This window comes from Knoellia sp. Soil729 (assembly GCF_001427985.1).
In the GTDB taxonomy this organism is placed as follows: domain Bacteria; phylum Actinomycetota; class Actinomycetes; order Actinomycetales; family Dermatophilaceae; genus Knoellia.
This window is the reverse complement of the sequence record NZ_LMSA01000002.1, coordinates 1262841-1288430: the sequence shown is the minus strand read 5'-3', so window position 1 is coordinate 1288430 and position 25590 is coordinate 1262841. Positions and strand designations below refer to the sequence as shown.

The 25590-nt window shown below is 70.8% G+C and carries 14 protein-coding genes; 4 read left to right on the top strand and 10 right to left on the bottom strand.

Annotation, left to right across the window (positions count from 1 at the left end):
* Window positions 1-33: 33 nt before the first annotated feature.
* From rpsR to ASG74_RS11010, 6 genes are all read right to left on the bottom strand, one after another.
* Window positions 34-270, bottom strand: coding sequence for a 30S ribosomal protein S18 (rpsR, locus tag ASG74_RS11035; protein WP_035904052.1), 237 nt, complete (start codon window positions 268-270; stop codon window positions 34-36).
* An 86-nt stretch (window positions 271-356) separates the two neighbouring features.
* Window positions 357-962, bottom strand: coding sequence for a single-stranded DNA-binding protein (locus tag ASG74_RS11030; protein WP_056142785.1), 606 nt, complete (start codon window positions 960-962; stop codon window positions 357-359).
* A 123-nt stretch (window positions 963-1085) separates the two neighbouring features.
* Window positions 1086-1373, bottom strand: coding sequence for a 30S ribosomal protein S6 (gene rpsF / locus ASG74_RS11025; protein WP_056142783.1), 288 nt, complete (start codon window positions 1371-1373; stop codon window positions 1086-1088).
* Window positions 1374-1511: 138 nt separating this feature from the next.
* Window positions 1512-2852 carry a hypothetical protein gene (locus ASG74_RS11020; protein ID WP_056142781.1) on the bottom strand — a complete coding sequence of 447 codons (1341 nt, stop codon included), beginning with the start codon at window positions 2850-2852 and terminating at the stop codon, window positions 1512-1514.
* A complete protein-coding gene (locus ASG74_RS11015; RefSeq protein ID WP_056142779.1) occupies window positions 2836-5082 on the bottom strand; it encodes a transglycosylase domain-containing protein in 2247 nt (748 codons plus the stop codon). The genes ASG74_RS11020 and ASG74_RS11015 overlap by 17 nt, the downstream gene beginning before the upstream one ends.
* Before the next feature lie 100 nt (window positions 5083-5182).
* Complete coding sequence (locus ASG74_RS11010) at window positions 5183-6184, bottom strand: helix-turn-helix transcriptional regulator (protein WP_056142776.1); 1002 nt, start codon at window positions 6182-6184, stop codon at window positions 5183-5185.
* Between the two features lie 101 nt (window positions 6185-6285).
* Between ASG74_RS11010 and ASG74_RS11005 the strand changes: the two genes are divergently transcribed.
* The 3 genes from ASG74_RS11005 to ASG74_RS10995 all read left to right on the top strand — a co-directional run bounded on the left by ASG74_RS11005 (window position 6286) and on the right by ASG74_RS10995 (window position 8915).
* Complete coding sequence (locus ASG74_RS11005; protein WP_056142772.1) at window positions 6286-6957, top strand: alpha/beta fold hydrolase; 672 nt, start codon at window positions 6286-6288, stop codon at window positions 6955-6957.
* Between the two features lie 196 nt (window positions 6958-7153).
* Window positions 7154-7732, top strand: a complete 579-nt coding sequence (locus ASG74_RS11000) for a PadR family transcriptional regulator (RefSeq protein WP_056142770.1) — start codon at window positions 7154-7156, stop codon at window positions 7730-7732.
* 91 nt (window positions 7733-7823) lie between these two features.
* On the top strand, window positions 7824-8915 hold the full coding sequence (locus tag ASG74_RS10995) for an inositol-3-phosphate synthase (RefSeq protein ID WP_056142766.1): 1092 nt from the start codon (window positions 7824-7826) through the stop codon (window positions 8913-8915).
* Between the two features lie 83 nt (window positions 8916-8998).
* On the opposite strand, the gene ASG74_RS10990 is transcribed toward ASG74_RS10995, so the two are convergent.
* Window positions 8999-9799 (bottom strand): zinc ribbon domain-containing protein, encoded by an 801-nt coding sequence (locus ASG74_RS10990; RefSeq protein WP_056142763.1) that lies wholly within the window; start codon window positions 9797-9799, stop codon window positions 8999-9001.
* A gap of 165 nt (window positions 9800-9964) precedes the next feature.
* On the opposite strand from ASG74_RS10990, the gene ASG74_RS10985 reads away from it, so the two are divergent.
* Window positions 9965-10180, top strand: a complete 216-nt coding sequence (locus ASG74_RS10985) for a biotin/lipoyl-binding carrier protein (RefSeq protein WP_056142761.1) — start codon at window positions 9965-9967, stop codon at window positions 10178-10180.
* A 36-nt stretch (window positions 10181-10216) separates the two neighbouring features.
* Here the strand turns inward: ASG74_RS10985 and ASG74_RS10980 are convergent, their stop codons facing one another.
* From ASG74_RS10980 to ASG74_RS10970, 3 genes are all read right to left on the bottom strand, one after another.
* A complete protein-coding gene (locus ASG74_RS10980) occupies window positions 10217-16570 on the bottom strand; it encodes an Ig-like domain-containing protein (RefSeq protein WP_056142759.1) in 6354 nt (2117 codons plus the stop codon).
* A 122-nt stretch (window positions 16571-16692) separates the two neighbouring features.
* Window positions 16693-23001: a fibronectin type III domain-containing protein gene (locus tag ASG74_RS10975; protein ID WP_082569705.1), complete on the bottom strand. Its 6309-nt coding sequence runs from the start codon at window positions 22999-23001 to the stop codon at window positions 16693-16695.
* A 131-nt stretch (window positions 23002-23132) separates the two neighbouring features.
* Window positions 23133-25544: a transglutaminase family protein gene (locus ASG74_RS10970; RefSeq protein ID WP_056142750.1), complete on the bottom strand. Its 2412-nt coding sequence runs from the start codon at window positions 25542-25544 to the stop codon at window positions 23133-23135.
* Window positions 25545-25590 lie beyond the last annotated feature (46 nt).

The following is a 25590-nucleotide window of genomic DNA, read 5'->3' as shown; positions in this document are numbered from 1 at the left end:
TTCAGCTCTCCTTCTGGTGCTGTGAGTCGCGCGTCAGCGGGACGAGCTGGAGTAGGGAAGGAGCGCCATCTCACGGGCGTTCTTGACCGCGTTGGCGATCAGACGCTGCTCCTGGACGGACACGCCGGTCACCCGACGAGCGCGGATCTTGCCGCGGTCGGAGATGAACTTGCGCAGCAGCGCGGTGTCCTTGTAGTCGATGTTCTCGACCTTCGCCGCCTTGAGCGGGTTGGCCTTCTTCTTGGGCTTGCGCACAACTGGCTTAGCCATCGTGGTGCTCTCCTTCTGCTGAGTTCTTCAGCGGATGAGCCCTGGTCGCCCAGGGATGGTGTGAATCTTCAGTGTTGTTGGCCAAGTCAGAACGGGGGCTCGTCGTAGGAGGGAGCGTTGCCCCACCCACCCTGAGCGCCGCCCTGCTGACCGGGCTGACCCTGCGGCGCGGACTGCCCGGCACCGGGTGCACCCCAACCGCCCTGGACCTGACCCTGGCCACCTGCAGGCGCTCCACCCTGAGGTGCAGAGCCACCGGTGGCCCACGGGTCCTGTCCGCCGCCAGAGCCACCCTCGCCGCCACCGAAACCGCCGCCACCTCCGCCGCGGGAGGTCTTGTTGACCTTGGCCGTGGCGTACTTCATCGAGGGGCCGACCTCGTCGACGTCCATCTCAACGACCGTGCGCTTCTCGCCTTCCTTGGTCTCGTAGGAACGAGACTTCAGACGGCCGGTGACGATGACGCGCGTGCCCCGCTGGAGGGACTCGGCGACGTTCTCCGCAGCATCGCGCCAGACCGAGCAACGCATGAACAGCGTCTCGCCGTCCTTCCACTCGTTGCTCTGGCGGTCGAACGTGCGCGGCGTGGAGGCCACGGTGAAGTTCGCGACAGCAGCTCCGGATGGAGTGAAGCGCAGCTCGGGGTCACCGGTGAGGTTCCCGACGATCGTGATGACGGTCTCGCCTGCCATGGATCAGATCCCCTTTGGTCTGGGTGCAGATGCGACGGATGTGTATGCCGTGGTGCTGGGTGGCTGGATGGTGCGGTGAGCGACGAGTCGCTGGGTCGAGCCGAGGTTGAGTCGTGAGGAGGCTCAGGCGCCGGGGCGCAGGAGCTTGGTCCGCATGATCGACTCGTTGAGCCCGAGCTGACGGTCCAGCTCCTTGGCGGTGGCCGGCTCCGAGGTGAAGTTGACGACGGCGTAGATGCCCTCGGCCTTCTTCTTGATCTCGTAGGCCAGGCGACGGCGGCCCCAGACGTCGATGTTGTCGACGGTGCCCCCGTCCTTGGTGATGACGGTGAGGAACTTGTCGAGCGACGGCTGCACCGTGCGGTCGTCAAGTTCCGGGTCGAGGATGACCATGAGTTCGTACTGACGCATGCGTTAACCCGCCTCCTTCGGTCTGAACGGTCACGGTCTCTCCGTGACAGGAGGGTATGCAATGCCGCCGACACCGCTGTGGAGTTGTCCACAGGGCACAGGCAACCCGGCAAGGGTACCGGCTGCACGGCATACCCGCTAAATCGTCGGCGCAGCCGGCGACTTCGGAGCGGGAGCTCTCACCTCGCGTGACGGCGGATCCCCACGGAGGTGAGAGGAATCCACTTCAGGCGGCGGGTCCCACGGTCTGCGTGGGAAAGTTGAGGCGGTCTGCCAGGCGCGCACGGCGAGGAAGGCCACGGCCGCCACCCGCAGCAGCAGCGCGAGGGAGTACCAGCCCGGAGGCAGCGACTTGTCCGGGTTCTGCAGGCCGCCCAGGTAGAGCCAGACCGCCACGAAGTGCACGCCTTCCGCCAGGGCCCAGACGAGGTGGTCGCGCCACGTCAGGCCGGCCAGGGCGACGAGGGGGACCAGCCACAGGGATGCCTGGACCGGGAAGGACTTGCCAGTGACGAGCACCACCGTGACTGCGAGCAGCGCCACCGCGCCCAGCCGGGGTGTCGACGGCGCACCCAGCACGCGCAGCCCCGCCAGGACCAGGGCCAGCGTGATGCCGAGGACCGCCACCACGGTGAGCACGGCCGAGGGCCACTGGCTCCCGGCCAAGGTGGGCAGGTACCAGACCGACCCCAGACCGGCGGGAGCGTCGAGCCAGGACGACCACGACTGGGTCAGCGTGCTCGGGGAGAGCGCGAGCAACGGAGCCGCGACGAGGACGAGGACCGCGACGCAGGCACCGGCGAGGGGAACCAGCTCACGCTCACGCCCGGTCCGCCAGGCATGCCCGGCGATGACGACGAGGAGCAGCGCCGGGTAGGTGCGCGCCATGGCCCCGGCCCCGAGCAGGGCGCCGGCCAGCGCGGGGTGCCGTCGGCCCCAAGCCCACAGTCCACCCGTCGCCAGCACCACGCCGAGCAGGTCCGGGGACAGGAGCAGGGTGAGGGCGGCCACGGGGGCCAGGGCGACCTGCCACGGGTCAGCTCCTCGGTGCTCGGGCATCGTGCGAACCCACCAGGCCATGAGCACGAGGGCGGCGAGCGCCAGCACCGCCCACACGGCGAGAACCCAGCGCTGCGTGGCGAGGTCGCTGCCGCCGGGCCCGAGCCCGGCGACGAGCGAGACGAACGCCCCCGTGAGTGGTGGCTGGTCCAGCGGCACCTCGCCCGAGACGTAGGCCGTGAGCCCGCGCCCTGCTCCCGCGGTCTGGACCCCGACGGCGAGGTCGGAGTAGCAGTACCGCCAGAACGGCTCACTGCCGCCCCACCCGTGGTCGAGGCAGGGGCCCTGCTTCCAGAGCGAGACGAGGACCGGCAGCGCGGCGAGGAGCGCGACCGGGGCGAGGCCCGCGTCGGCCGAGCGCGGCCGGTCCCGCCTCGTGGTGGTCCCGGCCGCGCTTCCCGGCTCAGCCGGTCTTCCCACTGGGCTGCGGTGAGGAGGTCGGCAGGGGGACCGGCGGAGGCTTGGGCCCCTTGGTCTTGGTCGGCGTGGGCGTGGGTGTCGGCGTTGGCGTCGGCACCGTCAGCGTGGGCGTCGGCGTCGCGGTCTTGCTGGGCGTCGGGGTGGGGGTCGGCGTCGGCGTCGGCGCCTGGGTCGTGGGCTGGGGTGCCTGGGTGGTGGGCTGGGGTGCCTGCGTCGTGGGCTGCGGTGCCTGCGTCGTCGGCCGAGGCGCTGCGTCCTCGTTGATGTAGGCGGGCTGCGGGAACGTGACCTTGTCCATGCCCTCGGTGGCCGCGACCATGTAGTCGCTCCAGATGCGCACCGGGATGGTGCCACCGGTAATGGCGCCCCACCCGGGGACGTCGTTCATCTCGTTCTCCGGCTTGACCGAGCCGTCGCCCTTGTACATGCCCACCGCGGTGGCGAGCTGGGGCGTGAAGCCGTCGAACCAGGCGGAGAGGTTGTCGCTCGAGGTCCCGGTCTTGCCGGCGGCCTCGCGGTCGAGCCGGTTGCCGGCGTACTCGCCACTGCCGCGCTCGATGACCTGCTGCATGCAGTAGACGACGTCGGAGACGAGCTTCTCGTCGAAGACCCGCTTCTTCACCGGCTTGGCCTTGTAGTCGAAGGACTCGTCGGAGGACTTCACCGACGTGACGTAGTAGGGGGTGGCCTTGACCCCCTTGGCCGCAAGGGTGGCGTAGGCGTTGGCCATGTCGATGACCTTGACGTTGTCCGTGCCCAGGACGTTGGCGTAGTTGGGGCTGAGCTTGGCCGTGACGCCGGCGGTCGTCGCCGCGGCCGCGGTCTTCTTGGGCCCGGCGATGATGTTGAGCTGCGCGAAGACGGTGTTGACCGAGTTCGCCGTGGCCGTCGGGACGGTGATGCGCCCCCAGTCGCGGTTGTTGAAGTTGCGCACCCCACCGCGGCGGTTGAAGTCGGTCTTGCCCCCGGGGTTCGCGAACTCCTCGAAGTACTGCGGGCTCGACCCGTCGAAGGACTGGCGGATGCTCAGGTCACCGCTCTCCAGGGCGGCGATGAGCGCGAAGACCTTGAACGTGGACCCGGCCTGCATCGTCGCGTCCGTGGCGGTGTTGAACTGGTTCTTGGCGTAGTCGGCTCCGCCGTAGAGCGCCTCGACGGCGCCGTCGCCGGGCTTGATCGAGGCGATGCCCACGTGCAGCCCCTTGGCGTCCTCGGGGATGCGCTCCTTGACGGCGTCGACCGCCGCCTGCTGCTTCTTCTTGTCGAACGTCGTGACGACGCGCAGCCCACCCCGGGAGATATCGGCCTCTGACAGCTTCACCTTCTTGGCCAGCTCGCTCTTGACGAGCTCCATGAGGTAGCCGTTGGTCCCCGTCGACGACGGCGGCTTGTAGTCGACGAACTCCTTGTCCGTCGGGAACGTCGCCTTGGCGCGCTGCTCCGGCGTCAGCCAGCCCTCGCGCACCATGGCGTCGAGGATGTAGCCGGAGCGCTTCTGCGCGTTCTTCTTCTGCTCCGGACCGAGGCGGGGGTCGTAGAAGGAGGGACCACGGATCGCCGCCGCGAGGAAGGCGCCCTCGGCGGGGGTGAGCTTGGAGACGTCCTTGCCGAAGTAGGCCTTGGACGCGGTCTGGATGCCGTAGGCGCCGCGGCCGTAGTAGATGGTGTTGAAGTAGTTCTCGAGGATCTGGTCCTTGGACTGCTGCCCGTCGATCTTGATCGAGATGAGGATCTCGCGGGCCTTGCGCGACAGCGTGCGGTCCTGGGTGAGGAAGTAGTTCTTGACGTACTGCTGGGTGATCGTCGACCCGCCCTGCGTCGCCTCACCGCCCTTGATCGCGACCCAGACGGCTCGCGCGATGCCGGTCGGTGAGATGCCCTTGTTCTCGTAGAAGTTGTGGTCCTCGGCCGCGAGCATCGCGTGCTGGACCGGCAGCGGGATCTGCTTGAGCTTGACGTTCTCGCGGTTCTGCTCGGAGATGCGCCCGATCTCGGACTTGCCATCGGAGAAGTAGATGATGTTGGTCTGCGCCACCGCGAGGTCGTTGGGCTTGGGCACGTCCGTCATCGCGTAGGCGACGCCCAGCCCGGCCACCCCGAGGAGGAACAGCGCGATCAGCGTGTAGAGGATCCGGCGTGGCCACGACCGGCGCGAACCCGGGCGCTGGCTGCGAGGTGAGCCCTCGTTGCGGTTGCGGGCCTCGGCGCGCGAGCGGGGTGACTTGCTCATGGACAACTTTCGGGAAAAGACGGTGCGGACGGGGCGCAGTCCACCCGTGCGGGCAGCGGACGCCTGATCCAGTATGCCGCCAGAAACCTGAGAGCAACGTTCAGGAAAGGTCCTCCCCGGCTGGGGCGGGAGGCGCCACGGCGGCCGAGAGCTGCACTGCGAGGGTGCGCGTCGTGCCCACGAGCTCCGCGCCGCCCTCGACCCGGAACGGCAGCGGGATCCGTGCGAGCCACTCCCGGGCGTACATCGCCGGGTTGCTCGTGCTGCCCACGAGGACACACCCGTGCGTATGCCGTGTGAGGGCTCCCATGGCCGGGTGCACCCAGCGCTGCGCCTCCTCCACCGAGGCCTCGATGACGACGCGAGTGGCGAACTCCCAGCCGACGCCGAGGTGCTCCTCGAGCGAGCTGACCGGGTCCAGGCCCGGTGGTGGCTCGAACGGCTCCTCCAGCTCGACCACCTCCCGGATGCGGTCGATGCGGTAGGTCCGCACCGCGTCGGCGCGGTGCGAGCGGCACAGGAGGTACCAGCGTGAGTGCCTCACGACGACCGCCCACGGGTCCGCGACGTCCGGCCACGTCGACCCCGACTCGCTCACGTAGGTGATGCGCACCTGACGGCGACCCGCGCTCGCGGCGACGAGGGCGCTCGTCGTCGCGGGGTCCGGTCTGCTGGGGTGCCGGTCGGGCGTGGCACAGGCATGCTCGCGCAGGGCTGCGGCCTCCCGTCCGGCAGCGCGGGGCAAGGCGCGGACCACCTTGTCCAGCGCCGATCCCACGGCGTCGTCATCACTCGTCACGGCCGCAGCGCTGGGGTGGCTGTCGATGACGGCCATGACCAGGCTGAGCGCCTCGGCCTCGGTGAAGACCACCGGCGCGAGAGCGGCGCCGCGCCCGAGCCTGTAGCCGCCGTAGGGACCACGCGTCGAGAGAACCGGTATGCCGGCCTCACGCAGGATCGCGATGTGTCGCCTCGTCGCCCGCTCGGTGACCCCCAGGCGCCTCGAGAGCTCGGCGGCCGTGACGCCCGGGCGGTCCTGCAGGACCTGCAGGGTGCTCAGCACGCGCGCGGTCGCGCTCATCTCGGCGGGCTCGAAACGCATGCCGACCAACCTTCCAGAGCGCACGGCATTCCGGAAGTGGTCCGTCCGCAACACCTCCTACGGTGGGCGTACCCCCCACCCACCAACAAGGAGACACCGCAATGCGCATCGTCCTCATCGGCGGACTGTGGCTGCGACCCTCGGCCTGGGACCAGGTCGTGGCCGAGCTGGCCGCCCTCGGACACTCGGCCGTCCCTGTCGCGCTGCCCGGGCAGGGTGACGGCGACGTGGACGCCACTCTCGCCGACCAGGTGACCGCAGTGCTGGCAGAGGTCGACGCGTCACCCGACCGCGCGGTCGTCGTCGGTCACTCGGCGGCCTGCACGCTGGCATGGCTGGCTGCGGACGCACGCCCGGACAGGGTGGCTCGCGTCGTCTTCATCGGCGCCTTCCCCGAGGAGGACGCACAGGCGTACGCCGACTACTTCGAGCCCGTCGACGGGCTCATGGGCTTCCCGGGCTGGGCCAGGTTCGAGGGACCGGACAGCGACGACATCTCAGACGAGCTCAAGGCCGCGATCGAGCAGGACATGGTGCCCGTGCCGGTGGGCGTGAGCCGTGGAGTCGTGCACCTGCGGGACGAACGCCGGTATGCCGTGCCGGCCGTTCTCGTGTGCCCGGAGTTCTCGCCCGAGCAGGCCAGGGAGTGGATCGAGGGCGGGGACACGCCCGAGCTGGCCCGGATCGACAAGCTCGACCTCGTCGACATCGACTCCGGCCACTGGCCGATGTACACCCAGCCCAAGGCACTCGCGAGACTCCTCGCCCGCTGACCCCCGCCCCCCACCCCCGACTTATTGCCCGTTTGGCCAGCTCCCAGCGACCGTTCGCGGGCCGCGGATCGTGCCAAACGGGCAATAAGTCGGGCAACAGATGTATCGGGGCGATATAGCTGTGGGGTACTGTCGGGTTGACAAGGTCCGAGTTTGTCACTTCGGGTTCCACGGCGCGAGCAGGAGGCGGGGCAGCATGAGCAAGCGATCCGAGCTGCTCGACTTCGCCCTCCTCGGCCTGCTGCACGAGGGCCCGGCCCACGGCTACCAGCTGCGCCAGCGGCTCAACGAGGCCCTCGGTGCGTTCCGGGCTCTGTCCTACGGCACGCTCTACCCCGCCCTCTCCGGCCTGCTCGACCGCGGGCTCATCGCCCAGTCGGCAGCGCCGCGTTGGCAAGCGACGAGCGCCAAGCCGTCTGGGCGCAACCGGATCGTCTACGAGATCACCGCCGCTGGCAAGGAGGCCTTCGAGGACTCCGCCCGGCGCATCGACACGGCGGCCTACGAGGACGACGGCTTCGGCGTGCGTCTGGCGTTCTTCGCCCGCACCGAGGCCGACGTCCGGCTGCGCATCCTCGAGGGCAGGCGCTCGCGCGTGGAGGAGCAGCTCGAGACCGTGCGCGCCAACTCCAGCCGGAGCCGTGAGCGCATGGACTCGTGGACCGCGGCCCTGCAGCGTCACGGCGAGGACCGCACCGAGCGCGAGGTCCGGTGGCTCACCGAGCTCATCGACGCCGAACGTCGCCACCCCGACGACCCGGGCCCGCAGCCCTAGTGCCCACCACCGACCACCCAGCCAGACAGATCCACCGCGCCACACGGCATACGCCGGTTGACGGCCACCACTGAAGAAGGAGAACACCATCATGGGTTCGATTCGCGTCGCCATCGTCGGCGTCGGCAACTGTGCGAGCAGCCTCGTGCAGGGAGTCGAGTACTACAAGGACGCTGACGCCACCGCGTCGGTTCCCGGACTGATGCACGTCGAGTTCGGCGAGTACCACGTCGGCGACGTCGAGTTCGTCGCGGCGTTCGACGTCGACGACAAGAAGGTCGGCAAGGACCTCGCCGAGGCCATCAACGCCTCCGAGAACAACACCATCAAGATCGCCGACGTGCCCACCACGGGCATCGAGGTCCAGCGCGGCCACACCCTCGACGGCATCGGCAAGTACTACGCCCAGACCATCGAGCAGTCGGCGGCCGAGCCGGTCGACGTCGTCCAGGTCCTCAAGGACGCCAGGGTCGACGTGCTCGTCTCCTACCTCCCCGTGGGCTCCGAGCAGGCCGACAAGTTCTATGCGCAGTGCGCCATCGACGCCAAGGTCGCCTTCGTCAACGCCCTGCCCGTCTTCATCGCCTCGGACCCCGAGTGGGCCAAGAAGTTCGAGGACGCGGGCGTGCCCGTCATCGGTGACGACATCAAGTCCCAGGTCGGTGCGACCATCACGCACCGCGTCATGGCCAAGCTGTTCGAGGACCGTGGCGTCACGCTCGACCGGACCTACCAGCTCAACGTCGGCGGCAACATGGACTTCAAGAACATGCTCGAGCGCGAGCGCCTCGAGTCCAAGAAGGTCTCCAAGACGCAGGCCGTCACGTCGAACCTCACGGGCTCGCTCGCCGGCCTGACCGACAGCCGCAACGTGCACATCGGCCCCTCCGACTACGTCGCGTGGCTCGACGACCGCAAGTGGGCCTACGTGCGCCTCGAGGGTCGCGCCTTCGGTGACGTGCCGCTGAACCTCGAGTACAAGCTCGAGGTGTGGGACTCCCCCAACTCGGCCGGCATCATCATCGACGCCATCCGTGCGGCGAAGATCGCCAAGGACCGTGGTGTCGGTGGCGCCCTGCTGTCCGCCTCGTCCTACCTGATGAAGTCCCCGCCGGAGCAGCGTCCCGACGACCTGGGTCGCCAGAAGCTCGAGGCGTTCATCGCCGGCACCGAGGAGCGCTGACCCCTCGCTTCCCCACCTCGTCGAGAGTAGACAGAATCCCGCTTCCACTGGGTGGAGGCGGGATTCTGTCTACTCTCGACTGCTCAGGGGGCGAGGAGGACGACGGCGTTGGTCGTCGAGGTGCACGTGACGGGTTCGCCGCCGTCGCACGAGAGGGAGTACCACTTCTTGGTCACCGGGCTGTAGGCGCGCAGGGTCGTCGCACCGTCCGGCGTCCCGGCGGAGCGGTAGGCCTCTCGCACGGCCGCGGCGAACTCGCACGAGGTCCGCTCCGTGCCGGCGTAGGCCGTGGCCACGGCGTCGCTCCCGCTCGTGGAGCAGCGCCGGGCACCCGCGGGAATGGCGGTGGTGGCACTGGCCGACGCTGAGGGAGTCCCCGATGGGGTGGCAGTCGAGGGCGCCGGCGTGGATGCGCTCGTGCTCGACGGGGTCGGTGAGGGCTGCCCCGACCCGCTGGTGGACTGGCTGGTCGTCGGCGCCCCAGCAGTCGCCGACGGCTGCGGGTCGTCGGAACCGACGAGGCGCGTCAGGGCGAAGGTCCCGATGAGGGTCAGCACGACGAAGGTGGCGACCATGGCCAGGATGCTCCCGCGGGAGTGACCGGACCCCTTGGGGTCCTCCTCGTCGAGGGGCCCGGAAGGCTGGGGCGCCCCCGGCGGTGGCGACGCCTGGGCCCCAGCGGCAACCGGGACCGCCGTCCCGGCCACACGCGGGAGCTCCCTCGTCTGGCTGAGGTCTGTCGGCTCGTCGGCTTCCTCCCGGGGCGGCATCGGCGGCAGGTCGGTCCCCACGCCCAGGACGGAGCCCAGCTCGACCCGCGCGCCGCACCGTGGGCAGTACTCGGCGCGGTCGGGCAGGTCGGCTCCGCAGGAGCGGCAGTGCATGGGAAGTCCTTCTGGCAGGGGTGGTCCGACATTCCACAGTAACGGCGAGGCACGCACGTGACGAACGCGCGAACGGGCCCTGAGACGTGGGCGGACGGCATACCTGCGCCGTCACGGCCCAGCGGGAGGCGAGGTTACCGATGCGTAGTGGATACCGTTCGACCTATGTCGCACCACGTCGTCTCCGACCTCGTCGCCAACGTCCTCTCCATCGCCGTCCACCCGGGCGACACCGTCGAGGTGGGCACCGAGATCGCGCTGCTCGAGTCGATGAAGATGGAGATTCCCGTCCTCACCGAGCTCGCCGGCACCGTCTCCGAGGTCAAGGTCGAGGTCGGTGACGTCGTCCAGGAGGGCGACATCCTCGCCGTCATCGACTGAGGCCAGCGTCGGCCCCAGCCACGCGGCCATGCGGCGTCACCAGCGGGTGTGCAGTGTGAACGCAGCTCCCGGCCCGTTGAACCTGATGGCGAGATCCGTCCCGTATCGCTTGACCCAGAACTCCCCGGCCCACGTTCCGGTCCCGTCCGACCCCACGCGGAGGTCGGTCCGGGTGTCGAAGTCGCCCGGCTCGGAACTGTGGTTGAAGACCACGTCGTAGGTCCCCGGTTCGAATCCGGCCACGGAGAAGGCCACGCATGGCTGGCCGTTCGGCCCGGAACAACCCTTCTTGGACCAGGTGTCGGTGATCGTCCTCGGCCGTGACTCGGTCGTGGCCTCGCGCGGCCCCGCCGCAGCGCTCCAGCCGGTGGGTGTCGCGTGCGCCCGCACCTCCAGCTTGTGGGTCTCCGAATAGCCGAAGGTTTGGCTGTGGCTCTGCCGGTTGTCCGGCGCGCGCCAACCCCGCCCGTCGAACGTCCGGATCTCGACCTGGTCGATCGCTCGACCGTTGGTGCGGAGGTCCCACGTCCACGTAATGGTGCGACCGCTCACCGATGCCCTGAGGTTCACCGGCGCCAGCGTGTCGCCGTAGGGGTGGACCTGGTTGCTCGTCGCCTCACTGGACTGCATGCCGCCGGTGTTGACCGTCCGGACCTTGACCGTCAGCGGGTCGATCCCCATGGTGGGCAGGGAGAACGTCACGGTCGTGTCGGGAGAGCAGCCGCACGCGTAGGTTCCCGACTTGCCGCCGCCCCGCCAGCGGATCGCCTGGAACGCGCCCGCGCGCGGCCGGCCCACCTGCACGTGGACGACCACACTCTTGTCGGCACGAGGGGTCTCGGCGCTCACCCGCGGGTCGGAGGGGACGCCGACCGAGGTGTAGGTCCACGGGGTGCCCTTGGGTGACTCGAGGTCCGCGCCGTTGGTCGCCGTGACCGTGTAGCCGTAGCGCCGACCGTCATAGGGGATGGTGTCGGCGAGCGTGCGGGTCTGGGCCCCGACCTGCCCGATCCGCGACCAGGCGCCACCGTCGACGTTGCGGTAGACCGTGTAGTGCTTCAGCGGCGGCCCGTTGGGGTTGGTCTGCTGGTTCCAGCTGACCGAGATCGACTCGGAGTCGTATGCCGCACCCGCACCTCGCGTCGAACCCGCCACTCCGGTGACGGCCGGCGGCGTGCCCGCGGACTGCATCTCGACCGCGGGTCCGAACGGCCCGGCTCCCGCCTTGTTCCACCCCTGGACCGCGACGGAGTAGGGCGTGTTGTTGTCGAGTCCGCCAGCCGTCGCGCTGGTGGCGCCGCCGGCCGCCTGGACGGTGCGCGGCGTCGCCCCCGAGCCGGTCGGGATGAGCCGGACGACGTACTTGGTGATGGCCGAGCCCTTGTTGGGGGCGGGCGACCACGCGATGTTGAGGGTGCCGTCACCGCGCGAGACCATGCGGACGCCGGGGGTCGCCTCGGGCTTGGTGTCGGGCTGCACGATGTTGCTCGGCTTGCTCGCCGGGCTGTCGCCGATCGCGTTGCTGGCCGTGACAGTGAACGTGTAGTCCTTGCCATTGGTGAGGCCGGTGATGGTGCACGGCGACGACGTGCACCGCCTCGGGCTCGCGCCGCCCCGCACGGTGTAGTGCGAGATCGTCACTCCACCGTCGTATGCCGGTGCCGTCCAGGAGACGCGCGCCTGGCCGCCGGCGATGCGGTCGGCGATCGCGCTCACGCCGGTCGGGGCGATTGGCCTGCCGCGCATCGTCACCGTCACGCGACCGGCCGCCTGGCGCCCGGGCCCGTCCGAGACGAGCAGCGAGATGGTCGCGTTGGGACTCGGCTGAGAAGTCGCGCGCAGGGTCAGCGTGCAGCCGCTGCGGGACACCTCGATGCCGGTGCCGCTCTCGAGGGCGGCAGCCATGATGGAGCACGCAGGCTTCTTCAGCGGGGAGTCGAGGTAGCGACTGACGTCGACGGACTCGGACTCGCCCTCGTTGAGGCCGTCGACGCGGATCGGTCGCATCCTGGGCATGCCCACGGCAGCGGCGCCCGCCTGGCCCGCAGCTTCGGCGGCGGCAGCAGCCGCTGCCGCAGCGGTGTCGTCGTCCCCGGGACGTCCGAGCACGCGCACGGGGAACTTCACGGACGGCATACCGGGTGAGGTGACCGTGATGGAGCCGGTGCCCGTGGGCGCCCGGTCACCCGCACTCAGCGTCACGAGCCGCCCACCGGTCTGGCTCTGCTCGAGGTCGGCGTCGCGCGGCTGGGGGTCCCACCTCGCCTCGAACCGGACCTCGTCGAGGTTCATGCCGACGGGCAGCCACGCGCGGCAGTAGGTCGGGATGTCGACCTCGCGCGCTCGGCCACCGGCGGCGAGCACGAGCGGGGCGCCGGGGCAACGCAGCAGCGGCACCTTGGGACCCACCTGCACGGGGATCGACACGTAGGCCGTGCGCACATCCTTGTCGTCGGCGCTCTGCTGGTCGCTCACCTCGAGCATGAGTGCTGCCGGTCCGATGTAGCCACCACGCGAGGTGAGGGTGACCTTGTCGCGACCGTTGGCCCGGGCCGAGACCGACTCCCCGGGCGAGGCGGAGACGGTGGCCGCCGCGGTGATGGCCAGAGCCTTGCCGCGCGGTGACTTCACGTGGTCGGCCAGCGCGACGGTCCTGGTCGAGTCCTTGTCCATCTCGATGAGCGTGCCCTCGACGACGAAGGGTGCGCCGTTGTCACCGGCGGGCACGTAGATCAGGGCGAGGGCACGCGCACGGTCGACGTCCTCGATCACGTAGGGCACGGTCTGCGGGTGGTCGAGCAGCGTGACCCGCACCTTGCCGTTCTCGACCGTGCCCTGCGGCGAGAGGACGTCGACGATCCTCAGGGTGGCCGGGTCGGAGTCGATGTCGGTGTCGTTGGCGAGGACGTCCACGAGCGAGGTCGACTCCCCCGGGACGGCCTTGGCGACGTCGTCCTGCGCGATCGGCGGGTTGACGTAGCCCTTCTGCCCGCGCACGAGCACCGTGGTGCGGGACGGGTCGAAGATGCCGTTGTCGATGCCATAGACGAACTGGTGGGTGGGCGCCTCCGGCTCGGGCACGACCGTGCTGACCGTGCTGGCGTCCTCGTCGACCTTCCACTGGCGCTCCACGTCGGCAGGGTTGAGGTCCTTGTGCTCCAGGCGAACGGCGTCGCCACGGGCGATGAGGTCGTTGCGCAGGACGTGGGCGGTGACGCGCTTGCCGGGCGCGGCCACGACCTCGTCCTCGACGGCGACGGGGGCCTGCGGGTCACCCGGGCGGACCACGCCGACGCGCACGAAGGCCTGGCTCGAGGCGCCGAACCGGTCCTGCACCTCGTAGCGGATCAGCTCCGTTCCCGCGGCATCGGGATAGCCCTCGTAGCGGATGGTCGACGGACCGACCGAGACCACGCGACCGAACCTGAGGTCGAGGGCCTCCGCGTCCTTGCCCACGATGCCGCGCATCGTCACGGTGTCACCGTCGGGGTCCACCCCCGTCGACGGGATCGTCAGGGTGACGGACTCGCCGGCAGTCACCGACCCGGCGAAGCTGCGGGCGACCGGCGCCTGGTTCGGGGTCGCCGTCGTCGGCAGGGGCTTGACGGTGACCGTGAGACGACCGGTCTTGGCACGCTCGGGCGAGCCCTCGGCATACGCGGCGTACTCGATGACGACGTCCTTGGGCGCGGTCAGGCCGGTCAGCTCGGGGACGTAGCGGATGAGGTTGCCCGACGCGAACGCGCGCTTCTGCCCGCCGCTGAGAACCTTGACGCTGGCCGGGTCGAGCACGAGGGGGATGCCGTCGGCCATCGTGTCGTTGTCGAGCACCCCCACCGAGACGCTGTCGCCCTCGCGCACCGTCGCCCGGTCGTCCTCGACGGTCGGCGCCGCCCCCGGGAGGGGTGGCCGCTGCACGACGCTGATCTGGCCCGTCGCGCGCCGCGTGCCGTCGCTGATCGTGTAGCGGACGGTGCCCTGACGGTTGCCCGCCCCGCTGACCGGCGAGGGCTCGAGGGCCTCGATCCGCACCCATCGGCCCTGGTAGACCGTCGGGCGCAGCCAGGAGCTGTCGGCGTCGACGCCGGCGCTCTGGGTGACGACGACATCGGCGCGGGGGCTGTAGTCGTTGGCGAGGACGTCGACCATCGTGGGCGACTGGTCCCGCAGGGTCGCACTGTCGGGCACGGCCACCGGCGGGGCCTCGGGGTCCGCGGGCTCGACGACGTCGATCCGGATGCGCCCGGGCGACACGGTGCCACCGGACTGCGCGGCGTAGGCCAGCTCGGTCGTGCCGAGCCCGTTCGGGGTGACCGTGACGACCCCGGTGGTGAGGTTGGTGTCGACGTCGAGAGGACCGGACTGCGCCACCTCGCCGGCCAGCCGGAGGCGCGCGTCGGGGTCGCCGGGGTCGGCACCGGGGATGTCGTTGCCCAGCGGCTCGAGCTGCACCGGCTTGCCGAGGACGGCGCGCACGACGTCGGGCTGCGTCTTGGGCGGCACCGCGTTGGGCTGGGCGAGGTCGAGCACCGTGAGGTTGACCTCGCCCTTGGTGCTCTGCCGGCCGTCGTTGATCGCGTAGGCGACCGAGGCCGGGCCGGGCTTGACCGGGGCCGTGATGCCGACGCGGTTCTGGCCGTCGATGACGGTGGTGGGGTCGACCGCGTCCACGGTGAGCGGGTCGCTCTCGCCGTCGCGCCAGTCACCGACGACCGAGGCGGCGACGCGTCCCCCGGAGACCACGGGGTAGGTCGTCCTGGCGAGCTCGGCCTGACCCTGGCGCAGCCGGGGCGGGGTGTTGACCTCCTCTCCGACGACGGAGAGCGTGATCCGCGCGGAGGTCTTCTCCTTGGCCTTGCCGTTGCTCACCTTGTAGGAGAACGTGATCGTCGAGGCGGAGGGCTTGGCGGGCACGTTGACGTCGACGGTCTGCCCGTCGCTGGAGACGGTGGCCGTCACGTCGGAGGCGCTCGGCGCCGTGAGGTCCTTCGGGTCGATGGCGAGGATCGAGCCCTTGACGTCGGTGTCGTTGTCGAGCGGGTGGATCTTGCTCGTCCGCCCGGGTCGCACCCGCAGGGAGTCCGGCATCGCCTTGGGCGGCTGGCTCACCTGCTGGTCGTCGACGAGGTTCTCGTCCTTCTTGTCGTTGTCGTCGTCCTTCTTGGCCGGCGGGATGAGGGCATCCCAGTTGTCGATCTTCTGCTTGGTCGAGTCGAGGTCCCACACGTCCCCGGTGTCGAGCTGGTTGAGGACGATGTTGCCGCGGTTGACCCGCAGCGCGACACCGTCGCGCACCACGCCCGTGCCGCTGCCGGGCAAGGTGCCTGCGGCCACCGCACTGCTGCGGCCACAGTTGGCTCCGTAGAAGACGTTGCCGGTCTCGGCCCACGCCGCGTGGAGGCACCCGCGCAGCACCACCGGCCGGGTGACCAGCGGTGGGTCGACGGAGCGGTTGGCCTGGTCCTGGACCTCGACCCCGCCGACGCCGTCGCCCCCACTGAGGCGGATCGGGCGGGCGGCCGCGATGTTGGCGAGAACCACCGTGTCGGCTTCCGGGCCGGGCTGCTGCAGGGCGGCGTATGCCGGACCGTCACCGAGCGCTGCCCCCGCGCTGACCGGCTCGTCCCGTCCTTCGACGTGGAGCTCGTCCTTCACCGGGTCGTAGAGCACCCAGGTGTCACCCACCGCCGTGACGTCGAGATGGGCGGCGCGCACGCTGGTGGTGATGGTGACCGGCTTGGCCATCTCCGTGCCCCGCGGCGCGATCGTCACCACGCGACCGGTCGCGCCGGAGGCCGCGATGACGTTGCCGGCGAGGTCGACCGCCAGGGCGGCGCGACCGCCGATGGTGGCCAGCGGCTTGGCCGAGGCACCGATGTCCTGCAGCGACTCGATGCCGTCCTCGGTGTCGACCCGCTGGGCCCAGACCTTGCCGGTCCTGGGGTCCACGGTGGCGATGGTGCCTCCACGCAGGTCCACCGTCGAGGGTGTGAAGGTGCCGTCGTCGGCGGGCGGCGGGACGGGGGCGGAGGCGCCGGACTCGACGGAGGTCGAGGTCCTCACGTCGATGGGCAGGAGGGTGTTGCCGGTGGCCATGCCGACCACCGCCGCGCCGTCCTGGAGGACGTCGACCCTGGAACCGTCCGCGAGCGCCGTCGACACCCCTGCGTCGAGCTGACGGGCCTGGGTGTTGAGCCGGCCGAACTTCGCCTGCGCGGAGGACGAGACCCAGACACCGCCGTCCCCCACGTCGGCGTCGTGGACCGTCGTGCCCGCACTGGTCACCGCGGCATACGCGAGCAGGGAGGCAGCGACGGCGACGACGCCGACGGAAGCGACCCCGCGACGTCCCCGTGCTGCGCCCCCGTCTCGGCGTGATGTGCGTGTCATGACGTCCCCCACTCACCCGCGCGAGTGAGCCTCCCCTTCCATCGCACGCATCCTCCCACGCGCACACGCTGATCGGGATGGGGAGAAGTCCCCGCCTCGACGGAGGAACGGGTGCCTGACCATCAGTAGTTCGGCCACGGAGCCCAGGCAGAGGTGATGGTTCGCCCGCCCTGGGTCGCGACGATGCGCACCCGTCCGACACCCTCGCCATAGAGGCAGTAGCCGGTCACGGTGCCGGAGGGCGAGGAGACCTGCCAGTTGTAGGGCCCCACGTTCCCGAACTTCTCCGACTGGCACTCGTAGGTCGCGGGCCCCGTGTTGAAGTCCTGGAAGTCGAAGACCACCTTGGGACACCCTCGGCCGCCGGGAGCGCACTGGCCGATCGAGCCCGGGGTCGTCGCGGTGTAGAGCTGGGACGACTGCCGGACGTTCGTGACCTGGGGGGCCGGTGGGTCAGCGGTGCGGCGGGTCATGGTGAGGGCTGACGAGTCGCCTCCTGCCGAGACGGCCACGATCCGGATCGTGACGTCCTGCGAGTAGTTGCCGGCCGTCACCGAGGTGCTGCGGATGTCAGCACCGTCGTAGGACTTGTCGCCACTGATCCGCACACCGGTGATCGGCCGACCGTTGGTCGGCAGGCTCCAGTTGAAGGTGACGGTCTTGGCCGAGGTGGACCCACCGTTGTCCACCGGTGTCGGGGTCTTGCCGTAGGGCGTGACCGCGTTGGATCGCGCCGAGGGGTTCGAGGAACGCGTGCCGTTGTGGGTCGTCACGGTGAACGTCTGCTGCGTCGTCCTCAGCTGGGTCGTCGGGATGCTCACCTGGCTTCCGGAGGGGCAGGTGCCGCAGGAGTACGTCCCCGACTCTCCGTTGGACGAGCTCCACCTCACGGACCGGAAGCTCCCGGCGCGGGGCTGGCCGAGTGAGACGACGAGCCGCACCCTCTCGTCGTTGCTGGGGGTGGAGGCCGTCACCGAGGGGGTCGACGGGATGCCGATCGAGGTGAACGACTGCACGGCCGAGTCCGGCGAGGTGAGGTCGGCACCGTTGGTCGCGGTGACGACATAGTCGTACGTGCGGCCGTCGTAGCGGACCTGGTCGTTCGTCCGCGTGGTCGAGGCCGGGACCGTCCTGAGCGTGGACCAGGGCCCACCGTTGACGCGACGCTTGACCGTGTAGTGCTTCATCGGCGGCCCGTTGGGGCTCGTCATGCTCCAGGTCAGCGTGATCGCCGCAAGGTCCTTGTTGGCTCCCGGCCCGTCAGGAGTCGCCGTGAAGCCGCCCGGTGCAGGAGGCGTGCCGGCCGACTGCATCGTCGTGCCCGGACCGAACGGGCCCGGCCCGGCCTCGTTACAGGCCTGCGCCTCGACGCTGTACTGGCTCATGTTGTTGAGCCCGGTCACGGTCGTCGAGAGCGCGGGCGCCGCGACCTCGGCCGTGCGTGGCGTCCCACCGGCGGTGGGGAGAAGCCGCAGGACGTACTTGGACACGGCCGATCCCTTGTTCTCGGGGGCGGCCCACCGGAGAGTCAACGAGCCGTCACCGCGACTGACCATCGTCACCCCGGTGACGGGCCCGGGCTTGGTGTCCGGGCGGGCGGGATTGCTCGGACCACCGGGGTCGCTCTCGCCGACGATGTTGGTCGCGGTGACCGTGAAGACGTAGTCCTTGCCGTTGATGAGGCCCGCGATGGTGCACGGCGAGGCCGAGCACTCCTGGGTGCCTGTCGAGCCGCCGGTCCACGTCGCGGTGTAGGTGCGGATCGGCGCACCGCCGTCGTATGCCGGAGCGTTCCAGCTGACCCGCGCGCGGCCACCGGCGTCACGGTCGGCCTGGGCCGCAACGGCAGTGGGAGCTCCAGGGCGCCCGAGCATGGTGACGTTGACGGCACCCGTGGCCACGCGGCCCGGGGCGTCGGACACGCTGATCGAGATCCGGCCCGTCGGGCTCGGCTTCTCGCCGGCGGCCACGGTGACCGTGCAGCCGCTGCGCGTCACGGTGAGGCTCGTCCCGCTCGTCACCGATGCGGCGTCCACGGAGCACCTGGCGTCCTGGAGCGGGGAGTCCAGGTAGGAGCGGACGTCGACCTGCTGGCTCTCACCCTCCTTGAGGCCGTTGATCGTGATGGGGCGCAGACGTGGCGGTGGCATGTTGGCCATCGGGTCGGTCACCGAGGCCTGGTCGGATTCGGAGGGCTTGCCCACGACGGTGACGTTGACCTTGCCGGTCACGTCGGAGCCCCGGACACCGATGCGCAGGACCCCCTTGCCGGACCTGGCCCGGTCACCGGCGGACAGCGTCACGACGCGCGACCCCGTGCCGCTGCGCCGGAGGTCCGCGTCCGGGGCGTCCTGCTCCCAGTCGGACGTGAACGTCACGTCCTCCATGGTCATGCCCACGGGCAGCCAGGCACGGCACAGGGTGGGGATGTCGAGGGTGCGGGCCAGGCCTCCGGCGAGGACGGTCACGGCCGATGCCGGGCACCGCAGCAAGGGGACCCTGGCGCCGATCTGGACGGGGACCGACACGTAGGCCGTGTGGACGTCCTTCTGGTCGTCGGTCATCTGGTCGGTCACCTGGAACATCACCGACGCCGGGCCGACGTAGCCACCCGACGACGTCAGCGTGAGGGTGCCGTCGCTGTCGGACGTCATGGCGAGCCTGCTCGACGGTGCGGTCGAGATGGTGCTCGCGGAGGTGATGCCCAGGGTGTGGCCCTGCGGGGACTTCACGTAGTCCCCCAGCCTGACCGTCCTGCTCGCGTCCTGGTCCATCTCGATGAGCGCGCCCTCGACGACGAACGGGGTGCCGCCCGTGCCACGCGGGACGTGGATGACGGCCATGGCCCGCGCGCCGTCCTCGTCCTCGATGACGTAGGGAGCCGCATAGGGATGGTCGAGGATGGTCACGTCGACCTTGGAGCCCACGATGGTGGCGTTCGGCGAGAGCACCTCGACGATCCGCAGCGTGGCAGGGTCGGAGTCGATGTCGGTGTCGTTGGCCAGGGCGTCGACGGTGGTCGTGACCTCCCCGCCCTTGGGCTTGGCCACGTCGTCGTTGGGGGTCGGCGGGTTGACCCAGTCCTTCTGGCCACGCACGAGCAGGCTGGCACGGGAGGGGTCGAAGACGCCGTTGGTGATGCCGTAGGTGAAGTCGTGGACCGCCGCGCCCTCCTTGGGCACGGTCGTGGAGACCGTCTGCTCGTCCTCGTCGACCTTCCACTGGGACTTCTCGGACGGCGGGTTCAGCGCCTCGTACTCGAGCTCGACCGTGTCGCCGCGGGCGATGAGGTCGTTGGCCGTGACGGGGACCGTGACCGTCTTGCCCGGTGCCGCGGTCACCGTGTCTGCGATGGCCACCGGCGGTTGCGCGTCACCGGGAGCGACGACGCCCACGCGCACGAAGGCCCGGCTCACCGCTCCGAAGCGGTCGACGACCTCGTAGTGGATGACCTCGGTGCCCGAGGACGTGGGGAAGGACTCGTAGCGGATCGTCGACGGACCCGTGGACACGACCCGTCCGAGGGTCAGCTCGACAGGGCCGCCGTCGGTGCCGACGACACCGGTGACTCCGACGGTGTCGCCGTCCGGGTCGACGCCGGAGGTCGGGACCGTGATCGTGATGGGGTCGCCCGCGGTCACCGACGACGAGAAGCTTCTCGCCACCGGAACCTGGTTGGGGCTGGCCGTGCTCGGGAGTGGAGTGACGCGGATGGTGATCCGTCCGGTCTGGGCGCGCTCCGGCATACCTTCGGGATAGGCGGCGTACTCGACCGTCACGAGCTGCTCGGTCGTGACGTCCTTCGCCCACGGCACGAACCGGATGACGTTGCCGGAGGCGAATGCTGACTGCTGCGCGTCCTTGCCGAGCACCTTCACGCTGTTGGGGTCGATCCGCAGCGGGATGCCGTCGGCCATGGTGTCGTTGTCGAGGACCGACACCGCGACCGTGTCGCCCTCGCGCACGACCGCGGTGTCGTCCTCGACGACGGGGTTGAGGTCGAGCGCCGGCTTCTGAGTGACGCTCACCTCGCCGGAGGCCGTCCTGGCGCCGTCGCTCACCGTGTAGCGGATCGTCCCGCGGCGGCTCGCGTCGGAGGCCGCACCTGCGGGCTCGAGGGAGACGACGCGGATCCAGCGCCCCTGGTAGATCGAGGCCTGCAGCCACGAGTCCTCGCTCGTCGCCCCGGACGCCGCCTGGGTGACGAGCACGTCGGCACGGGGGCTGTAGTCGTTGGCGAGGGGGTCGACCAGGGTGGGCGACTGGTCGCGCAGCGTCGCGGTGTCACCGACGGCGACGGGCGGCGCGTCCGGGTCGGCCGCCTTGATGGCGTCCACGCGGATCCGGCCGGGCGCCACCCCGCCACCCACCTGCGCGGCATACGAGAGCTCGACACTGCCCGCTGCGGTCGGCGTCACCGTGACGACGCCGGTGTCGAGGTTGGTGTCGATGGCGAGGGCACCGGTCGCCCGGATGTCACCCGCGAGGTGCATCCGGTCGTCCGGATCACCCGGGTCGGCCCCGGCGATGTCGTTGCCCAGGGGCTCGAGCTGCAGGGACTTGCCCACGATGCCGCGAATCACGTCTGGCTGGGTCACCGGCGGGCGGGCGCGCGTCTCGGTGAGCGCGATGACCTCGACGGGCACCGATCCCTTGGTGCGTCCGCCACGCCCGTCCTCGGCGACGTACTCGATCGCGGTCTTGCCGGCCGTGGGCGGCGCCAGGTAGGCGAGACGTCCCTGGCCGTCGATGCTCAGGGAGTCGCCGCTGACCGCGGCGAGGACCGGGTCGGACTCCGGGTCGCGCCAGTCCGCGATGACGGGCACCGCGAGGCGTTTGCCGGCCAGGACGGGGTATGCCGTCCTCGCCAGCTTCGCCTGCCCCTCGCGCAGGAAGGGGGCGTTGTTGGTCGACTCCGGGGCGATGGTGACCTTGACCGTGGCACGCGCCTTGGCCTTGACCTTGCCGTTGCCCACGAGATAGCTGAACTGGAAGGGCGCGGTCGTCCCGGCCGGGACCACCACGTCGATGCTCTGGCCGTCCGCCGAGACGGACGGGCGGATGTCGGGGTTCGAGGTCGCACTCACGTCGCGCGGGTCGATCGCGAGGACGGAGCCGGCGGCGTCGGTGTCGTTGTCGAGGACGTGCAGCTTGCTCGTCCGCCCGGCGCGGACGGTGAGGTCGTCCGGCTTCGCGGTCGGCGGCTGCTGGGCGACCGCGTCATCGACGAGGTTCTTGTCCTTCTTCTTGTTGTCGTCGTCGCGCTGCGGCGGCGGGATGAGCGCGTCCCAGTTGTCGATCTTCTGCCGGTCGTTCTGCACGTCCCAGGCGCTGCCGTTGTCGAGGTCGTTGAGGACCAGGACCTCTCGGTTGAGCCGGAACGCGGTCCCGTCGCGCAGGGGTGTCTCGGCGACGTTGTCGATGGTGCCGGTGGGGACGGGCTGCTCGCGGCCGCAGTTCACGCCGTAGAAGACCTTGCCCGGCTCGGACCACGCACCGTGGACGCAGCCGCGCAGCACCACGGGACGCGCGGGAAGCGGCACGTCACCGCTGCGGTTCATCTGCTCGGAGACCTCGATGCCGCCGCTCGAGGTTCCGCCACCGAGCTTCACCAGGTGCAGGCCGTTCCCGCCGGAGACGGCCACGGCATCGGAGGTGGGCCCGGGGAGCTGCACCGCGGCATACGCTCTCTCGCCCTCGGTGGGCGCAAAGCCGGCGGGCGTCCCCTCGAGGTGACCGCTGCTGTGCACGGCGTCGTGCTCGGGGTCGTAGACCGCCCACGACGGGCCCAGGGCCGTCACCTGCAGGAGGGTGCCCTTGACGCCGGCCTCGCGAACCGGCTTGGCGAAGCCCGCGTCCGACGGGCGGATCGTCGTGACCGTGCCCTTGGCGCCCGAGGCGACGTGGACGGCGCCGTCCTCGCCGACGGCCAGCACGGCGTCGGCGCCGACGGTGGCCAGCGGCTTGGCGCCGGTGCCCAGCCCCGAGAGGTCGTCGATGCCCTCACTGGTGTCGACCCGCTGGGCCCAGACCTTGCCGGTTGCAGGGTCGACCGCGGCAACCGTGCCGCCACGCAGGTCCACAACGGTGGGCGGGATCCGGCCGGGTTCGCGTGAGGGCACGGTCGGGGCGGTCGCCGTCTCCTCGCGGAACTGTGCCGTGCGCACGTCGATCGGCGTGAGCTGGGCGGTCGCCTTGGCCCAGGCGATGACCGCCGCCCCGTCCTGGAGCACGTCGATACCCGCGCCGGGCGCCACGTCGGCGGCCACGCCGGCATCGAGCTGGGCCGCCGCCTTGTTGAGCCGGCCGAACTTCGCCTGCACGTCGGAGGTGATCCACACGCCTCCGTCGCCCACGTCGGCCTCGTGGACGGTGGCGCCCTGGCTGGTCACGGCGGCGTACCCCAGCGTCGCCGCCGCGAGGGTCACCACGAGGGTGGATGCGATCCGGGCACGTGCTCGTCCGCCGGCGTCCTGGGAGGCCCCTGGCCCGGGCCGGGCACCTCGCGTGGCACGCGACGAGCGCTGGCCGGGGCTGGTGGAGCTCGGTCGGCCGAACAGGTTCACAGCGATCCTTCGGCGCCCCGGGTGCGGCGCATCGAGGGCAGGGACAGGCTCCGGGGGGTCGCGCGGCGGTGCTGCCCGTCCCGTTCGAGGAGTGGGCGCAGGTCGAGGTCGGCGCGCAGCCGGCGCCAGCTCGTCACGGAGCCCCGCAGCTGGCCGCGAACGGTGTCGGCGTCGGCCAGCAGGGTCGTGGCGAGGTCGGCATCGGGCTCACCCGGGCCGAAGACGGCGGTGTCGGCGCCGGTCGCGATGGGTTCGGCAGCCACGCCCTCCGGGAAGGCCCGGGCCTGCTCGAGGCGGGTCGCCGCTCGCGGAACGTCAAGGCCCAGGCTGCGCGCATCGGTGACGAGGTCGCGCCACACCCAGGCTGCACGCGACGGGGTCGGACCGGTGGTGGCGTGCATCCGGCGCCGGCGGCGCTTCAGCCAGCGGATGAGCGCATGGACGAGGAGCAGCAGCAGGATCGGCAGCAGCAGCGCGAGGACGAGGAGCTGGAGCCACAGCGGCCAGGCGCCGATGTCGAGCGGGTTGCGCTTCTTCTTCTTGATGTCCGTGGCGTTCTGCGCCTGGTCCGGCCCCTGCAGCACCGACGGCGGGTTGACCCCTGCGGGTGGTGGCACCTGGGCGCCGACCTTCTGCTCCTCGGACTTGAGCTGCTGCTCGTTGGGCTTCTTGTTGCGGTCGGGCAGGAAGGTCGACGGGAGGAGGGCGTGCCAGCGACCGTTGCTCTCCTGGACCTCGACCCAGGCATGGACGTCCTTGCCCTCGACGCTCCCACCGGACTGCGGGATCGCGCCCATGACGACGCGGGTCGGGATCCCGAGGCGGTTGCCGGCGAGCGCGAGGGTGGCGGCGTACTGCTCGTCGTTGCCGGCGAGCTGGGTGGAGCCGACGAAGCGGCTGAGGCGACTGAGCGCGTGACCGGGGAGGTAGACCTTCTCGTAGGAGTTGGGGGTGCCCCCGTCGGTGTAGGCGCCGTCCTGGGTCATGGTCTTCGCGATGGCCACGAGCTTCTCCCACGGGCTTCCTGCTTGGCCGGTCCATGCATCGAGCCTGGCGTCGAGGAAGCTCGTGTCCTGGACCGTCTGCCCGCCGCTGGCGACGTCGAGATCGGCAGGCAGCTTGGCGGACCAGCTCGTCTCGTCGAGGACGGCGTCGAAGCTGTAGCTGTCGCCGGGCTCGAGGGTCGCCGGCACCACTGCGGTCTCGGTGGAGGTGTTGAGCCACAGGGCGTCGGCGAGGTCGTCACTGCGGACGCCGGTGAAGTGCACGCCAGTCGTCGAGCCGGCGATCGGCAGCCAGACGCCGTCGTAGCCGCCGTCGGGGACGGTCACGCTGGCGTGGACGTCCTTCCCGGTGGTGCGGGGCGCGATCCGCGAGCCCACCTGCTGGAAGGGGGTGCCGTCGCTCGCGCGGTCGGCGGCGCCCCACACCAGGCCGTCGTAGCTGTCGAGGGTCGCGAAGCGCAGCGGGGTGCCTGCCGGAAGACCGGTGACCTTGAGGATCTCGGTGTCGTAGAGCTCGGCCGAGTTCGGCTCGGTGTACTTGCGGAAGCCGGCGAGCGGGCTCGGAAACTGGGCGACGTCGTAGGGCGGGGTGAGCTCGCTGCGCACCACCGCGCGCGCGGAGCCCTCGTCGGTGCCGGGCAGGAACTGTCCGAGGAACGAGCCGGCGAGGGCCGCGACGACGAGCAGGACGATTCCGGTGATGGTGCGGGCCTGCCGGCCGGCACCGTTCTGGAGGGCGGGCCGGGTGCGCGCGGCGCGGGCAACGAGCCAGAGGATGAGCACGAGGGCGAAGAGCACCCCCTGGACCAGCTTGGCCGCCGGCTGCTGGGTGCCCAGGGCGATGCTGCCGACGAGCAGGACCACCGGCGCAACGGCGGCGCCGCCCACGCTCGGGAACCGCCGGGCCACTCCGTAGGTCGCCGCGGACCCGACGAGCCCCGTGAGCCAGGGCAGCGCGACCAGGGGGCCTCGGGCATCGACCGGCGGGAGCAGGGTGAGCCACTCCTTCCAGCCCGTCACCGGAGTGACGGCGAGGTCCTTGAGGGTGGCCGGGCTCGGGAGCACCCCCGCGACGAGGTCGCCGCGCACGGCGACCGGACCACCGAGGACGAAGTGCACGGCCACGGGGACGAGCGCGGTGAGGACCAGCGGCCAGGACCGCACGACGGCGACATGGGCGACGGCCGTGCCAAGGATGACGCCCACGGCCGCGGCCACGACCCACTGCCAGCCGAGGAAGCCGGTGCGGAAGCCGACGAGGGCGATCGTGACGAGCGCGAGCGCGAAGGCGAGGTCGACGACGACGTCGCGCGACGGCATACGGAAGATCGAAGGACGCTCCGGTGCCTCGGCTGTGCCGCGGTCCCGGCGGGCGCGCCGGCTGGCGGTGGCGTCGACGCTCATACGGGGTCCCCGCGAAGTATCTGGGGGAGCGCAGCGGCGGAAGAAC

Bases quoted from the DNA above. Each gene is read 5' to 3' on its own strand.
- rpsR (WP_035904052.1), bottom strand. From the start codon at position 270: ATGGCTAAGCCAGTTGTGCGCAAGCCCAAGAAGAAGGCCAACCCGCTC.
- ASG74_RS11030 (WP_056142785.1), bottom strand. From the start codon at position 962: ATGGCAGGCGAGACCGTCATCACGATCGTCGGGAACCTCACCGGTGAC.
- rpsF (WP_056142783.1), bottom strand. From the start codon at position 1,373: ATGCGTCAGTACGAACTCATGGTCATCCTCGACCCGGAACTTGACGAC.
- ASG74_RS11015 (WP_056142779.1), bottom strand. From the start codon at position 5,082: ATGAGCAAGTCACCCCGCTCGCGCGCCGAGGCCCGCAACCGCAACGAG.
- ASG74_RS11010 (WP_056142776.1), bottom strand. From the start codon at position 6,184: ATGCGTTTCGAGCCCGCCGAGATGAGCGCGACCGCGCGCGTGCTGAGC.
- ASG74_RS11005 (WP_056142772.1), top strand. From the start codon at position 6,286: ATGCGCATCGTCCTCATCGGCGGACTGTGGCTGCGACCCTCGGCCTGG.
- ASG74_RS11000 (WP_056142770.1), top strand. From the start codon at position 7,154: ATGAGCAAGCGATCCGAGCTGCTCGACTTCGCCCTCCTCGGCCTGCTG.
- ASG74_RS10995 (WP_056142766.1), top strand. From the start codon at position 7,824: ATGGGTTCGATTCGCGTCGCCATCGTCGGCGTCGGCAACTGTGCGAGC.
- ASG74_RS10990 (WP_056142763.1), bottom strand. From the start codon at position 9,799: ATGCACTGCCGCTCCTGCGGAGCCGACCTGCCCGACCGCGCCGAGTAC.
- ASG74_RS10985 (WP_056142761.1), top strand. From the start codon at position 9,965: ATGTCGCACCACGTCGTCTCCGACCTCGTCGCCAACGTCCTCTCCATC.
- ASG74_RS10980 (WP_056142759.1), bottom strand. From the start codon at position 16,570: ATGACACGCACATCACGCCGAGACGGGGGCGCAGCACGGGGACGTCGC.
- ASG74_RS10970 (WP_056142750.1), bottom strand. From the start codon at position 25,544: ATGAGCGTCGACGCCACCGCCAGCCGGCGCGCCCGCCGGGACCGCGGC.